At 38.7% G+C, this 15,500-nt stretch carries 13 protein-coding genes; 5 read left to right on the top strand and 8 right to left on the bottom strand.

Features of this window, described 5'->3' with window-relative positions; all coding sequences use genetic code 11:
- Positions 1-204 precede the first annotated feature (204 nt).
- Positions 205-801 (bottom strand): biotin transporter BioY, encoded by a 597-nt coding sequence (locus ACZ427_RS05760; RefSeq protein WP_461177137.1) that lies wholly within the window; start codon positions 799-801, stop codon positions 205-207.
- A 183-nt stretch (positions 802-984) separates the two neighbouring features.
- On the bottom strand, positions 985-1,692 hold the full coding sequence (gene deoD, locus ACZ427_RS05765; RefSeq protein WP_461177136.1) for a purine-nucleoside phosphorylase: 708 nt from the start codon (positions 1,690-1,692) through the stop codon (positions 985-987).
- A 281-nt stretch (positions 1,693-1,973) separates the two neighbouring features.
- On the opposite strand from deoD, the gene ACZ427_RS05770 reads away from it, so the two are divergent.
- The gene (locus tag ACZ427_RS05770) at positions 1,974-2,237 is read left to right on the top strand and encodes a phosphocarrier protein HPr (protein ID WP_461177135.1); all 264 of its coding nucleotides are present in this window, start codon (positions 1,974-1,976) and stop codon (positions 2,235-2,237) included.
- A 138-nt stretch (positions 2,238-2,375) separates the two neighbouring features.
- On the opposite strand, the gene kapB is transcribed toward ACZ427_RS05770, so the two are convergent.
- On the bottom strand, positions 2,376-2,768 hold the full coding sequence (gene kapB, locus ACZ427_RS05775; RefSeq protein WP_461177134.1) for a kinase-associated lipoprotein KapB: 393 nt from the start codon (positions 2,766-2,768) through the stop codon (positions 2,376-2,378).
- A gap of 120 nt (positions 2,769-2,888) precedes the next feature.
- On the opposite strand from kapB, the gene ACZ427_RS05780 reads away from it, so the two are divergent.
- Both ACZ427_RS05780 and ACZ427_RS05785 read left to right on the top strand, forming a co-directional pair.
- Positions 2,889-3,092, top strand: coding sequence for a hypothetical protein (locus ACZ427_RS05780; RefSeq protein ID WP_461177133.1), 204 nt, complete (start codon positions 2,889-2,891; stop codon positions 3,090-3,092).
- 112 nt (positions 3,093-3,204) lie between these two features.
- Entirely contained in the window at positions 3,205-3,777 is a 573-nt protein-coding gene (locus ACZ427_RS05785; RefSeq protein ID WP_461177132.1) for a superoxide dismutase family protein, read from the top strand.
- A 136-nt stretch (positions 3,778-3,913) separates the two neighbouring features.
- On the opposite strand, the gene ACZ427_RS05790 is transcribed toward ACZ427_RS05785, so the two are convergent.
- The 5 genes from ACZ427_RS05790 to ACZ427_RS05810 form a co-directional block, all read right to left on the bottom strand.
- Positions 3,914-5,080: a MalY/PatB family protein gene (locus tag ACZ427_RS05790; RefSeq protein ID WP_461177131.1), complete on the bottom strand. Its 1,167-nt coding sequence runs from the start codon at positions 5,078-5,080 to the stop codon at positions 3,914-3,916.
- A gap of 265 nt (positions 5,081-5,345) precedes the next feature.
- Complete coding sequence (locus ACZ427_RS05795) at positions 5,346-6,692, bottom strand: glucose-6-phosphate isomerase (protein ID WP_461177130.1); 1,347 nt, start codon at positions 6,690-6,692, stop codon at positions 5,346-5,348.
- A 251-nt stretch (positions 6,693-6,943) separates the two neighbouring features.
- On the bottom strand, positions 6,944-7,318 hold the full coding sequence (gene yugI / locus ACZ427_RS05800; RefSeq protein ID WP_461177129.1) for a S1 domain-containing post-transcriptional regulator GSP13: 375 nt from the start codon (positions 7,316-7,318) through the stop codon (positions 6,944-6,946).
- Positions 7,319-7,426: 108 nt separating this feature from the next.
- Entirely contained in the window at positions 7,427-8,425 is a 999-nt protein-coding gene (locus ACZ427_RS05805; RefSeq protein WP_461177128.1) for a potassium channel family protein, read from the bottom strand.
- Positions 8,426-8,533: 108 nt separating this feature from the next.
- Positions 8,534-9,088 carry a thioredoxin family protein gene (locus ACZ427_RS05810; protein WP_461177127.1) on the bottom strand — a complete coding sequence of 185 codons (555 nt, stop codon included), beginning with the start codon at positions 9,086-9,088 and terminating at the stop codon, positions 8,534-8,536.
- A 106-nt stretch (positions 9,089-9,194) separates the two neighbouring features.
- On the opposite strand from ACZ427_RS05810, the gene ACZ427_RS05815 reads away from it, so the two are divergent.
- Together ACZ427_RS05815 and ACZ427_RS05820 are read left to right on the top strand one after the other, a co-directional pair.
- The gene (locus ACZ427_RS05815) at positions 9,195-10,274 is read left to right on the top strand and encodes a M20/M25/M40 family metallo-hydrolase (protein WP_464883578.1); all 1,080 of its coding nucleotides are present in this window, start codon (positions 9,195-9,197) and stop codon (positions 10,272-10,274) included.
- A gap of 661 nt (positions 10,275-10,935) precedes the next feature.
- On the top strand, positions 10,936-15,321 hold the full coding sequence (locus ACZ427_RS05820; protein ID WP_461177126.1) for a S8 family serine peptidase: 4,386 nt from the start codon (positions 10,936-10,938) through the stop codon (positions 15,319-15,321).
- Positions 15,322-15,500 lie beyond the last annotated feature (179 nt).

Consider the following 15,500-nt stretch of genomic DNA (forward strand, 5'->3'; position numbering starts at 1 on the left):
ACCATCCTTCCTGCTAAAACGATAAAGATAATTCCAAAACGTAGTTATTCCATATTTAACGGTTAATCAAGGATAAAACTTTCTTACTGCATAACTTCGGGCTAAGGAACATCCCTAAGTCTTGGCGATAAAAAAGTTTCCAAGATGGGGTTATTTTATCACAATGGATGGATAAAAGCCATACTGCCGAGAAGGGGAGGATGGTTATATTTTAGCGTTTACCCAGCGTGAAAGAACTCCTCGTCTGGACAGATTCATCATGAACATTGCAGCTAGACATGTGAACGCAGCATCTTTTATGAGAAACGGAATCATTCCTGTCCAGGCCAGTGTGTATGAAATGCTGAGTTCTAACCAAGTATTCATAGCCAAATACATGTAGGAAACGCCAATTCCATAATTAATAAACAATCCGACAAAAGCAACTGCTGTATATGTAATAACGTTTTTTCGATGAATGGTTTCTGTGATCCAGCCCACAACAAATGCAATAAAAATAAAGGATAGGATAAATCCTCCAGTTGGGGTGATGATTGCCATTGGACCACCTGTTAGCCCCGAAAACACTGGAACGCCGGCCATACCAATAAGTGTGTATGTAAGCATAGAAATAGCTCCAAGCTTTTTTCCAAGCATCAAACCAGCTAAAATAGCAAAAAATGTTTGCAATGATAAAGGTACAGTTGCACCCCCAATAGGGACTGCAAGAAAAGGAAACCACACGGTAATATTTGCGCCAATTGCCATAAGGCAGACAAATACGGAACCAAATGTCAAATCAATTGGACGTAAACTTCTCATTCAACTTCCCCCTTTTTCCTTGCAGTAGTGAAGTGTAAACTTTTCTACTGCATAATTGAAACCAAAGACTTGAAATCATCCGGTTTTTCTAAATAATAATAAGAAACCCATCTTTTGTCAACATTTTTTTGTTTGGGGTGACAATAAAGAGCAGCCCTTGAAAAGGACTGCTCTCATCTTTTTTTATTTAATTGCCGCTTCTAACGCAACTTCCATCATTTCATTAAAGGTAGTTTGTCTTTCTTCTGCGGAAGTTTCTTCTCCAGTTAAAATATGATCGGAAACTGTTAATACGGATAAAGCTTGACGACCATATTTAGCAGCCAGAGTATATAGTGCTGTAGTTTCCATCTCAATTGCCAAGACTTTATAATCAGCTAATAGTTCATTTACTTCTCTGGCATTGTCACGATAGAAGGTATCGCTAGTGAAAACATTTCCTACACGAAGCTCTAAACCTTTTTCAATGCCTGCATCATATGCGTTTTTCAATAAGTCAAAGTCAGCAAGTGGGGCAAAATCAATCCCATTGAATATCATGCGATTGACCTGTGAATCTGTAGTTGATCCCTGAGCGAGGATGACATCCCGAACATTTACATCTTTTTGGATAGCTCCGCACGTTCCAACGCGGATTAATTTTTTTACATCATAACTTTGAATTAATTCATTTACATAGATAGAGATAGATGGAACGCCCATTCCAGTTCCTTGAACAGATACGCGTTCCCCTTTGTATGTTCCGGTAAATCCTAACATTCCCCGAACATTATTATATTGTGTTACATCTTCCAGAAAGTTTTCGGCGATGAATTTTGCCCGGAGCGGATCGCCTGGCAATAAAATTTTGTCGGCAATTGCACCTTGTTCTGCACCAATATGTACACTCATTATAATTCCTCCTACAAAAGGTATTCTTTCAAAATAACGTTATCATAACGATTATTCAAAGACAAATATCTTAAGGATCTTTTCGCATAGTTAGCTGGTCTTTAACTTTTGCAGCAAACAATCTGTTAGAAAAACAGCCTATCTTAAAAATTTTATCCTTTTTGTTTCAAAAAATCGCGTTTTTGTATATACTATAGATAGTTCATTTTTTCACTAAGATAGTGGATAGAGTACTGATAAACAGTACAGATGAAGAAAATAGTTTTGGAGGATGATTTAAGATGAAAGAACAAACATTTACAATTACAGCAGAAACTGGTGTACATGCCCGCCCAGCTACGTTGTTGGTAAATAAAGCAGGACAATTCCAATCTGAAGTAGAAGTTTCATACAACGATAAAAAAGTTAACCTGAAATCAATTATGGGTGTAATGTCACTAGGCATTCCTAAGGGTGCAGAGGTTAAAGTTATAGTAACTGGAAGCGATGAAGAAGAAGCGCTTCAAGGCGTATCTGAAGTAATTAAAGAACATTTAGGAGAATAATGAAAAAAGGCCGGGTGAAAAACTTCCCGGCTTTTTTCAACACTTTAGGATAATATAAAGAGTAGTAATTGGTTTAATAAGTTTAAGGTGTGAAAATATAATAGCTCTTATCATTAGGTGTAGAGTGAGCAAAGCTTTTTAATAGTAACTCTTTTGATAATAGTTCTCTTCCAATCCCTTTAATGTAAGAAATGCTTGTTCATTGTATTTGGTATCCTCAGCAGTAAGTTTTTCTTTATAATCTCTTACGGCCTGTTTTAACGATTCGCTGTACGTTGGGATTTCTTCGGGGAAAGGTTGTACTGCAGCCTTCTTGACATTCATCTTTTCATGATGTGCGAGTGCTTTTCGTTCATGGAAGAATACATTTTCCACTTGATACGGGTTGTGTAGATCTCCCTGCATCGGATGTTTTTTCACAGCCAGGACTTCAATGAGATATTGTCTTCCTCTATCCTCTTTTACTTCCCCGATGTATGTACCTGAATTATAGTGGGCACGAACAATTTCCCCAATTTTCACATCTGCCATATTGATCCCCTCCTAATTTCTATTGTCCCAAAAATGTAACAGATTAGCGAACATTTTGCGGTGCAGGTTTAGTTGGAGTAGAAATTTTGATATACTATTAAAAGAAGGATGTGAATATTCATGATGCCATTTCTTTATTTTCCGGAAGATAAAACGGAATATTTACCAGCTCTGATAACTTTATCTGTCTTTATTATATTTGCGGTCGTTGCATTGTATTTGTTCTATAGATATTCAAAAAAAGAGGAACGCAAATTCAATGAAAAATATGAAGATGAAATTAAATATGCAGAAGGTGAAGATAACTTTACCGAAAATAGATAGGTTGTATTTAAACCCTCCCAGAATTTTTGGGGGGGATTTTTATTATTCAGCAGGTTTATCTTTTTAAATCTTGTAGATACTTATTAGAAAAGACATTAAAGGAGAACGTAATATGCGTTTGTTTGTTTTGATTTTAATTCTTTTATTGGCATCTTGTCAAACCGAGAGTGAGAAGACAAGGACAATAGACATGTATAATGCATCTAGTGATATGGTTGGAACTGCTACATTGAATGAGCAAGAGGATGGTGTGCAGATAGAAGTAAGCATTGAGGGGTTAGAGCCTGGATTTCATGGAATTCATGTGCATGAATTTCCTACTTGTGAAGGGCCGGATTTCACAAGTGCTGGAAATCATTTTAATCCAGAAGGAAATGAACATGGTTTAATGCATCCAGAAGGATCTCATTTAGGTGATTTGCCTAATGTCGAAGCGGATAGTGGTGGTTTGGTTGAAGCGGAGTTAATGATGGCAGGTGCAACACTTGCAGATGGAAAAAAATCGATATTGAAAGGGGAGGGAACTTCCCTAATAATAGATGAAGGACAGGATGATGGAGTAAGTCAGCCAGGTGGGGAATCCGGAACCCGCATTATTTGCGGAGAGATAAACACCGATCCCGAAGCCGGTTCATCTGAAACGCCAACTGATCCAACTGATCTAAATGAAGACCAGGAAGAATAAAAAGAAAACGGCCGATGCTTTTTGGCACAGGCCGTTTTTTACTTCATAAGTTAAGATTTTTAATTCGATGGTGAATAAGTCAACTGTTCAGAGCATTTAAACAACGTTAAAAGCATAAGAGTAGTGCAGAAAACATCTATCTATTATTCACTGCATTAATAATACGCTTGACTCCTTCTTCAACAGTAGCTTTCGGGCAGGCAATATTCATTCTCATAAAATACTCGCCTTCCTCTCCGTAATCGGCACCAGTGTTTAAACCTACTTTTGCTTTTTCAATCATAAATTTCTTCAGCGTTTTGTTGTCCATTTCTAGTGAGCTGCAGTCAATCCATAGTAAATACGTGCCTTCGGAGCGGATGACTTTCAGCTCTGTGTGTTTTTCCAGTTCTTCTGTAACATAAACCTTATTTTCTTTAAGAACTGTTTTTAATTCTTCAAGCCATTCTTCTCCATGGACATAAGATGCTTCCAATGCAGTGTTGCCCATGGTATTCAGCATGCCGTGCCCCTGTTTGCTGAGCATTTCATCAAGTGCTTTACGTTTCGTTTTATCTTTAGTAATGACATAAGATGCCTGTAAGCCTGCTAAATTGAAGGTCTTAGATGGTGACATGCAAGTGATTGTATGTTCAGCTATTTCTTCTGACAAGGAAGCTAACGGAATATGCTGCTCACCTGGATAGATGAGATCTGAATGGATTTCATCAGATAAAATCAGCACGTTATATTTCAAACATAATCTTGCCATTTCTTTTAATTCTTTTTCATTCCAAACACGACCGATCGGATTATGTGGAGAACATAGAATAAATACTTTCACACCTTGTTTTAGTTTTGCTTCGAAGTCTGCAAAATCAATTTTATAATAATTACCTTCTAATTTTAAGGGGCTTTTAATGAGTTCCCTGTCATGCTGGTTGATAACATTATAAAATGGCGTGTATACAGGTGTTTGAATCAATATCTTGTCCTGTGGTTCTGTAAATGCTTGCACAGCCATTTGTAAGCTTGTAACAACACCTGGGCTGAATGATAGCCACTCCTGACTAATTTCCCAATTATGACGGTTATCAATCCAGCGTACAATGGAACTCTTTATCTCATTATCTATGATTGTATACCCATAAATCCCATGCTCTGCACGTTTAATTAATGCATCGTTAATGCCTTCAGGCGCTTTAAAGTCCATATCAGCTACCCACATCGGCAGCACATCATCTGTTTGAAAAACGGGACGAAGCATGTCCCATTTCACGGAACGTGTATTTTTTCTATCATGTATTATATCAAATAACCCCATAATAAACCTCCTGACAATTTACTATACCCATTATAACAAACTAATTTGATAAAATCTTAACTTATGAATGAGTGGTAAGTATATTTTTTACTTTAAACGATCTAAGTTTTACTTTGATGGATACAAAAAAAAGCAAAGCGCTTAGCGCTTTGCTTACAGGGGGAATACGAGAAAGTCTTACATTTATATTATTACCCCGCATGAAAAAATATAAACATATCTTACAAATCTTTTTTTAAAACATGAAGTGTTTCCGTTAAAATATTTACAGACGCTTCTCCAGTGCTTCTTTCTCTTTTTCAAATCCTGGTTTACCGAGCAATGCAAACATATTTTTCTTATACGCTTCAACACCTGGCTGGTCAAACGGGTTCACTCCAAGAAGATAGCCGCTGATTGCGCAAGCTTTCTCAAAAAAGTAAACGAGGTATCCAAATGTATGGGCATCAAGTTCAGGCACTTCTACAATTAAATTTGGGACGTCTCCATCCGTATGTGCAAGCATCGTACCTTGGAATGCCTTATGATTAATTTCATTGATTGTTTTACCTGCTAAATAATTCAGGCCATCGGAATTGTTCGCTTCTTCTTCCAAAGTCATTTCTTTTTTCGCTTTATTCACATGAAGAACCGTTTCAAAAATATTTCGTCGACCTTCTTGTACATATTGTCCAAGTGAATGAAGGTCTGTTGTGAAATTGGCAGAGGAAGGGTAAATTCCTTTTTGATCCTTTCCTTCACTTTCTCCGAATAATTGCTTCCACCATTCTGAAAAATATTGTAGGCTTGGCTCATAATTGATGAGCATTTCCGTTACTTTTCCTTTGTTGTATAGAATATTTCTAACAGCAGCATATTGATACGCCGGATTTTTAGCAAGTATTGGCTCAGCCAGATCGTTCATTGCATTTTTAGCGCCTTGCATTATATCATCAATGGAAATACCGCTGACAGCAATTGGCAATAATCCTACTGCGGTTAATACGGAATAGCGTCCGCCGACATCATCCGGGATGACAAATGTTTCGTAACCCGCTTCATCCGCGGAAGTTTTCAACGCGCCTTTTTCTTTGTCTGTTGTAGCGTAAATACGGTTTTTCGCTTCCTCTGCTCCATACTTTTCTTCAAGGAATTTCTTGAAAATACGGAAAGCTACTGCAGGCTCAGTCGTTGTTCCACTTTTGGAAATAATATTAATTGATACATCCTTATCTTTCAGGACATCGAAGAGCTCACTCATATAGGTTGAGCTTAAGTGATGACCGACAAAAATAACTTGTGGTACTTTCCTTTCTCCTTTGGACAAAAGGTTCTGGAAGGAATGGTTCAGCATTTCAAGTGCAGCACGCGCTCCTAAATAAGAACCGCCAATGCCAATAACAAGCAGGACATCTGAATCGTTTCTGATTTTATCAGCACTGGTTTTAATGCGGGCATATTCTTCTTTATCATAGTTCTCCGGTAAATCAACCCATCCTAAAAAGTCACTTCCTGCTCCTGTTTTATTATGTAGGGCATTATGGGCTGTCTGAACATAGCTCTCGAGATTCTCTATTTCGTTCTCGTTAAAAAATGATAGAGCCTTATCGTAGGTAAATGAAACATGTGTCATAGTAAACCTCCTGGGAATCATAATTAATTTAATTCTATTATTACTTTAACCAAGTGAAGCAACGAAATCAAGAAAGAGAGTGTATATTAATTAGAAAATAGGAAATAATAGTCACGGATTACCATGAAGGATTTATATATCGTTTTGAAATCGGCTCCTGTTTCTTTGAAAAATTAGCTTTTGGTTAAGCTTCGACTTCAGAAAAAAAGAGAACTCGCATATTACGTGAGTCCTCCAATTACTTTTTACCATTACTTTTTAAAGTTTTCCGATTGGTCAATCCATTCCTGAAGTTTGTCTTTTAACGTGTTAAACCCGGCAGCATCATCTTCCTGTTGTTTTACCGGATTTGATTTTTGCGGTTTTGCAGGTTTTTTTGGCGCTTCTTCTGTTGCGCGAATGGATAAAGATACTTTATTTTTTTCTTCATCTACGTTGAGGACTTCGACTTTTACATCATCTCCAACGGTTAAATGATCATTAATATCTTTTACAAAACCATGCGTTATTTCTGAAATATGAACTAAACCCTGCACTTCTTCATTTAAAGCAACAAATGCTCCGTATGGTTGTATTCCAGTAACTTTACCTTCTAAGATTTGACCACTCTCTAATTTGTTCGTCATGCTGAACAACTCCTATACCTATATTCGATTCTTTTTACACAATATATGATTTTACCATAAATTTTCCGGTGTAGCAAAAATTATCATGAAATATATAATTATAAAAAATCATCTTCTGACAATAGATATAAGAATATCATTTCTTTTTAGTATGAAATCAGCACCGGGGTTAATTTTCCATTCCTTATCACGTATAACGCCCAGCAACAGATGCTGATCTTTGAGGTAAGTCATGGAACCCTGATAAAACGTCTTATTTTCAAGTTCTTCTGTGATTTTTCCGTGATGAAATTCCTGTGTTTTTAATAAATGTAAAACATCATCAAATGGCATTGCCGACTGGATACGGGAAAGTTCATGATAAAGTAATGTACTCATGAAATCATTCGATTTAATAATGGTGGTTGCACCGGCGCGTAAGGCATTATCGATTTGAATTTTTGATAATATCTCAGCAATAATCGGTATTTCTTTGTTGTTTCCTCTGACGGCCACCGTTGACAGTATAGTAAAGTTATCCGCTTGACGTTCGCTTTTTGATATATCTGCAGTTATAATTACACATTTCGCCTGTTCTATGTTTGCCCGATGCAGTGTCTCATCTTCTGTAGCATCCCCGTGAATAAAGTGTACAGGATAATGCTGGAAAGAAAGGTGGTTTAATGTACGGTCAATGAGAACAATACGAACATCCGAATCTTTAGCAATTGTTATATCAAGTAATTGTCTTGTACGCTCATTCCACCCTATTATGACGTAATGGTTGCTCCCTTTAAAAGCCACTTTACCCTTTACCAAATCCTGATCTCGTTTAATGGTAGCAGCAGAAAACCTGGAGATATAAAAAGCGATTAAACCACCACCCGTGAGAATTAATAGGATTGCAATAATCTTTCCTGGTATACTTAATGGGACGTAATCACCGTAGCCTACTGTAGCAGCAGTTACAAAAGCCCACCATATCCCATCAAAAATGGTAGGGAATTGCGCAGGCTCCACCAAATGGATGATGACACCATAAATAAACATCAATAGAAGAATGGTCAGTAATAACCTAATGATGACGGGCAGACGAAAATAGATATTTTTAATTAATCTTATGCTCATAGTGGTCACCTTACGTTTTGAATTCTGTTTCCTTAGTATAGCAATAACATTGTGAGCTTATACAAAAGGCTGATACATTATGTGTATCAGCCTTTTGCAGTCCATTATTCAGCTATTTCTAAGTGTCTGTTTTATACTCGAATAAGCATCATTCCAAAAATCCGTATTATCCCGGAATGATTTTGTCATAAAAAAGATCATTTCTTTAAATTTTTCATTGTAATCAGCTGCATCCTTATTGGGGAGAGCCTTTCCAGATTTGTCTACAAACTCCTGAACTTCTTTCGCACGTGGTCCCCATTTCGCAACTTCATTTCCGTCCTGGTCAATAAATATAAAAATGGGAATCGACCGGGACTTTCCATTTGTAAGATATTGATCCATTAATTCAAGGTTTTCGTCCCGGAGCAGCATCCGTACATCAATATCTGCTGCTTCTGATAATCGGAGTAATACCGGAATATTCATCATGGCATCCCCGCACCAATCCTCAGTTAGTACAATTGCACGTAGATTTCTTTCTTTGATATCTTTGAAAAAGTCGTCATCTTTCGGCAACGTGAAATTATCATACACATGCAGCAGGTTTTCTTTATGCTCATCCATTGATTCAATATATGTATCTGGTGACATAGCTTTTTCATACCATTGATTCAGTTGCATTGTTATTCGCTCCTTCAGCTAAAGTTATTCTAAATTTTACCCATTATTTCGTGTTCCGTAAACAAAAGTGCTCTTATTAAAAAATTTTGCTATGATGGAATGAATGATGAATAAAGGAGGAACAGTATTGAATAAAACAAATCACGATTTTTTATTGGATTTATTACATATGCCATCACCGTCAAGTAATGAAATGGCAATTCAGAAAAAATGGATCAATTATGTAAAAGATTTTACGGATGAAATCAGGACTGATCATGCAGGAAACGCAATCGGGGTATTGAATCCAGAAGCACCATTTAAAGTATTATTAGCTGGTCATATCGATGAAATCGGACTTGTTATAAACCGGATTGATGAAAAGGGGTTCCTCCATTTCGATAAGATGGGTGGTATTAATCCGAAGGCGGCGGTAGGAATGAAAGTAACTGTACTTGGTTCAGGCAAATCGGTTACCGGCGTAATCGGTGTTAATGCCCAGCATCATGGAGGTCTGAAAAATGACTTTGGTCTAGGGGATTTATTTATTGATTGCGGCTACAGGACGAAGGAGGAAGCACAAGATTATGTACAGATAGGAGATTTGGCAGTCTATAAGACAGATTCTGAGGTTTTGATGGATCGGTATGTGTCGGGACGCGGCCTGGATAATCGTACAGGGGCATTTATTATTGCTGAAATATTGAAAAGGTTAGCAGAGAAAAACCTTTCTGTCGGTGTTTATGCTGCCAGTACGGTCAATGAAGAGACAAATATGGGTGGGGCATATTTTGCTGCGGCAGGGATAGAGCCAACAATGGCAATTGCTTGTGATGTAACATTTGCAACAGACTATCCCGGTGTAGATAAAAACAAGCATGGAGATGTTCGCTTGGAAGATGGTCCGGTTTTGGCGAAAGGTGCTCCGATTAATATAAAAATAAATAAATTGCTGGAAAATACTGCGAAGGCGCTAAATATAAATGTTCAATATGAACTCACACCAAGAATGACAGGTACAGATGCTGATAAAATGCGATTAACCGGCAAGGGTGTACCCGTATCCTTGGTATCATTGCCATTGCGTTATATGCACTCACCTGTTGAAACAGCTAGTCTTAAGGATATTGATGAAGAAATTGAACTGCTTGTGACAATGATTGCCGGGTTGACTGGTAAAGAAAGTTTAAACCCATTAGAAGACTAAATTATGTTGAAAAATGATAAAAATAAGTCGACAATCTGTTGATATTCAGGTTGAAGGCTTATTTTTTTTAGTTTTATAAATGAAATAAGGTGCATGTCCCGATCTTGGTGAAATGACAAATTTTTTGACATTAAGATTTCATTATTTCAGTGTGCAGGTCTTATGTACGTTTTAATATGACGTGAAATATGTATTAATATCTAAAAAATGTAAATGAAAAAGGGTAATAAGACCTATTTTTCCGTTTTCAAGAAAGCAACACTGTAATAAAAATAAGTAGTATAGGAAAATACAATCAGTTTTTTTATAAAGCACTGAAAAATATTGTTTTTTATCGGAAAACATAGTGAATATCCACCAATATAGCTATTTTTATAAAACTCCTTTAACTAACTGGGACTATAACCTATGAAGTAAATGAAGAAAAAGTAATACTAATCTATCAATTTAGAAAATTCTACACAATTCTTCTTTAAAATCTATTATACTTGCTTTAACAACTTAGAGTCGTTTACATCACCACTGAACACCGAAGCTAACACAATTTTTAGTGAAGGAGGGAGGGTGGTTTTTTTGTTGGTAAGAAAGTAAGTTCCTACTGTCTCCTGTTATATAGAGACAATGTGTGTTGCCCGGTGTGCAGATGCATAAATGAAAAATGATGGGAGGAAACAAATTGAAGTTAAAGAGAAAACAAAAAGTTAAAGCTTTTAGTATTGCAGCATCCGTTCTAATGACTTTTTCTTTAATTGCACCAAGTGTTGCTCTTGCAGAATCAAATGGCAACATCCATCACTCTGTAAATGATTCCCATAAAGCGCAGAAGCTTGCACAATCAAAAATGGGTGAGCGTTTACAAGAAGAATTTAATGCGGATGAAAAGGTAACATTCTTAATTAAATTTGCCGACAAGGCAGATCCGGCAGAAGTAGCAGCAAATGCGAAAGAACGTACAACTCAAGCAAATCTTTCCGCACAAAAGGCTGAACATGTGCAACGATCTGCGGTGATTTCTGAATTGAAAGCAGTTTCATTAAATTCCCAGGCAGAGGCTAAAAAATATCTGGAGAAGGAAGTTGAGAATGGAAATGTGGAGAATTTCCACGCTTACCACATCGTAAACGGGATGGCTGTAACTGCTACAAAAGAAGTTGCAGAGAAAGTTGCATCCTTTACGGAAGTGGAAAAGCTCCTACCCAATGAAACGAGGGAATTATATACCAGTGTAACACCGGATGCAGAAACACCCGAATCCGACATTAAGAACGTTGAGTGGAACGTGGAACGTGTTGGTGCCCCTGCAGTTTGGGAGATGGGGTTTGATGGTACAGGTACGGTTGTTGCAAGTATTGATACCGGTGTACAGTGGGATCATCCTGCCTTACAGGAAAAATATCGAGGCTATGATTCTACTACAGGGGATGTTGACCATACGTACAGCTGGTTTGACGCGACAGCAGGCGAAGAAGAACCATATGACGATCAAGGGCATGGTACACACGTGACCGGAACGATGGTTGGCAGTGAAGCAGATGGTTCTAATCAGGTTGGCGTAGCTCCTGGTGCTGAATATATTTCCGTTCGGGCATTTACCGCAGCAGGTGGAACAGATGCGGATCTATTAGAAGCCGCTGAGTGGATATTAGCACCTGAGGGCGATGTTTCCAAGGCTCCAGATGTTGTAAACAATTCATGGGGCGGTGGTCCAGGTCTGGATGAATGGTATCGTGATGTTGTCATTGCATGGAGAGCGGCAGAAATATTTCCAGAGTTCTCAGCAGGTAATACAACATTTACAAATCCGGGTGGGCCGGAGTCGGTTGCAGTCCCAGCGAACTATCCGGAATCATTTGCGACTGGCGCAACCGATAATAACGATAGTTTAGCTAGTTTTTCCTTACAGGGACCTTCTCCATATGATGAAATAAAGCCTGATATTTCCGCACCTGGCGTGAATATTCGCTCGACAGTACCGGGTGGCGGGTATGAAGGTGGATGGAATGGTACATCCATGGCAGGTCCAGCTGTATCAGCAGTTGTAGCACTTATGATCCAAGCGGATGCCAGTTTGACCGTCGATGAATTGGAAGAAATAATGATGAATACAGCAACGCCATTAACAGATGAGGAATTTCCAGATTCTCCAAACAATGGATATGGATACGGGTTAGTGAATGCACACGATGCTGTATCGTCTTTGGTTACTGGTCTGGGAACATTGGAAGGACAGGTTGCAAAAGATGGTGACGATACGGAGGCACCTACTTTTGAACATGAAGCTCCAGCAGAAACCTATGAGGGAATGAATCTGGATTTAACCGTTGACGCTTCAGATAATATCAGTATTGCTTCAGTTGCTGTCAATTATGAAGATCCAAGTGGAGATGTACAAACGGTAGAAGCAGATCTTGTATCTGGTGACTTTGAATCAGGTGAATATCTTGCAACAATACCTGGAGATCATATTGACGGAGATTCATTCACGTATCATATTGTAGTTAATGATTTCGGAAACAATGAAGTAACCAGTGATGGATATGAAGTTAATGTTCAACCTGGTATCACCGTTGGGTACGCAACAGACTTCGAATCTGAGCCGGAAGGATGGACGGTGCTCGGAGAGAATAATAGTTGGGAACGTGGTGTACCAACGTCGGGACCAGAGGAAGCTGCTTCGGGTGAGAATGTGTATGCAACAAATCCGGATGGAGAATATGATAGTAATTCGAATACTACGCTTTTAATGCCACCCGTTGATCTGCCTGAAGATGAATCCTATCTGCAGTTTAATCAATGGTATAATATTGAAAACAACTGGGATTATGGTCATGTGTTTATTTCTACCGACCAGGAAGAGTGGACGCAAATCTTGCGGTTGACAGGTGAATCTGATGGCTGGGAAAGCACTGAAATCGATCTTTCCGAATACAGTGGCCAACGTGTGTACATCGGATTTAACTTAGAAACAGATGGAAGTGTAGTAAGAGATGGCTGGTATATTGATGATGTTACATTATCCGACACATCAGAAAGTCCTAGTGCATCACTTGGTGTTGTGCCTGGAAAAGGAAATGCACTGGGGATAGCCAAGGGCAATGGTAAGGCAAAAGGGTTAACAAATGGAAATAATGGAAAAGCACCAGGATTGAATAAAGACGACGGGGAAAAGGCATCTTTAAAAGAAAAAGTAGATCCTGCGAAGATTAAACCAGTATTACCAATAAAAGAAAAAGAACCGATCGAAGAAGAAGTAATCAATCCAACATTACTGCCATTGGGAGCGCAAGTTAGTGTACTTGAAAGTGGACGATCCGTTAACACAGATCCTGCTGACGGAAGTTACTCCTTGCTTCATGCTGCAGGTGACTTTACCGTTACTGCAGAAGCTTACGGGTTTCATTCAGATGAACAATCCGTAACAATTGAAGCAGATGGCAATACAGAAGCTGATTTCGTATTAGAAGAAATTGATCAATATACAGTAAATGGAACAATTACAGATGAGTCTACGGGTGAACCAATAGAAGGTGCAACGGTTCTGCTTGTAGAAGATGCAAATGTTGAGCCAGTAGTAACAGACGCTGACGGAACCTATTCTCTGACCGCTTATGAAGGCGATTACACAATAAATGTATTGGCAACAGGTTATCATAGCAAAGAAGTAGAAGCTAACCTGGAAGAAGATGTAGTTGTAGATGTTGCACTCGAACCATTTCATGCTGTTCCGGGCGGAGAAATCGGCTATGATGACGGTACTGCTGAAAACGCGCGTGCATTCTATGATGCGGGAAATGGATGGGCAGTAAAAATGTCTTTACCCGAGGAAGAAGAATCAGCCGTTGTAACGGATGGTGTGTTCCAATTCCATGGAACAGATTGGCCAACTCCTGGGGGTACAGAGTTTGCAGTTGAAGTATGGGATGCATCTGGACCTGATGGAACACCTGGTGAAAGAATTGCGGGGCCGATTGATGCGGAAGCAACAAGAAGTCTAGAGGAATGGACGGTAGTTGATTTGTCAGAGCACGCAATTACTGTCAATGATGATTTCTACATGGTCTATATTCAAACAGGAGCAAACCCAAATGTACCTGGTTTAGCAACAGATGAAAACGGGCCAAACGCGGAGCGCAGCTATCAATACGTTGGTGGAGCCTGGTCACCCTCTCCAGCAGTTGAAGGGAACTATATGATTCGTGCTCGTGTAAGCTATGAAGTGGAAGAACCAGTGATTACTTCCCCGGCTGAAGATCAAATTACCAGTGAACAGGAAATTACGGTAGAAGGGGAGGCCTCTCCAACAACAACTGTCCAATTATTAAACAATGGGGAAGAAGTTGGCAGAGCCGAAGTTGGTGAAGATGGCCAGTTCGCTATCCCGGCAGAGTTAACAGAAGGTGACAATGAATTAACGGTAGTGTCATTACTTGATGACACGCCTACAGGTGAATCAGAACCAGTTCTGGTAACGCTGGATACACAGGCACCAGAATTAACAATTGAAAGTCCAGAAGACGGGGATAAATTAAATAGCGAAACAGTAACGGTTGAAGGTACAGTATCAGATGCCAATCTTGATGTTGTAGAAGTAAATGGACAGGAGGCAGATGTTACGGATGGAACCTATTCCAAACGAATCCTGCTTGACAATGGAGAAAATGAGATTGAAGTTGTTACACAGGATCTGGCTGGAAACAGTACATCGGAGTCCATTACAATTGATGTGAAATATGCTGCAGCTGAAATTGAAAACCTTACACCTACAGAAGATGTATCTATCAATGCGGGTGAAAGTGTGAAAATCGAATTTGAAAGTGAACCTGGATTAGATGCTACATTTATGATTCATATGCCACTAACAAATACGACAGAAAATGCAACGGAACTTCCAATGAGGGAGACAGATGATGGAAGCTATGTAGGATATTGGACAGCTACAAACAGCGTAAATGCCGAAGGAGCAGTTATTGAGGTCAAAACAGTAGATGACTATGGCAATGAAACACGCAAACAGGCAGAAGGTAAATTATTTATCAACGCTGATTGATGGTATATCTGGGAAAGGTTCAGAACAACAATCGCTTCTGAACCTTTCTTACTGCATAAGTACAATTAGGGCTTTATAGCCATAAAAGCTTGAGTGTTTAGTTAAGTTTTCAATTCTCACTGGAAGATAATTTTAAAAAAATTGTAAAAGTCTTTTCAAAACAGATAAAGTATTGTATA

The organism is Virgibacillus ainsalahensis, from assembly GCF_055380755.1.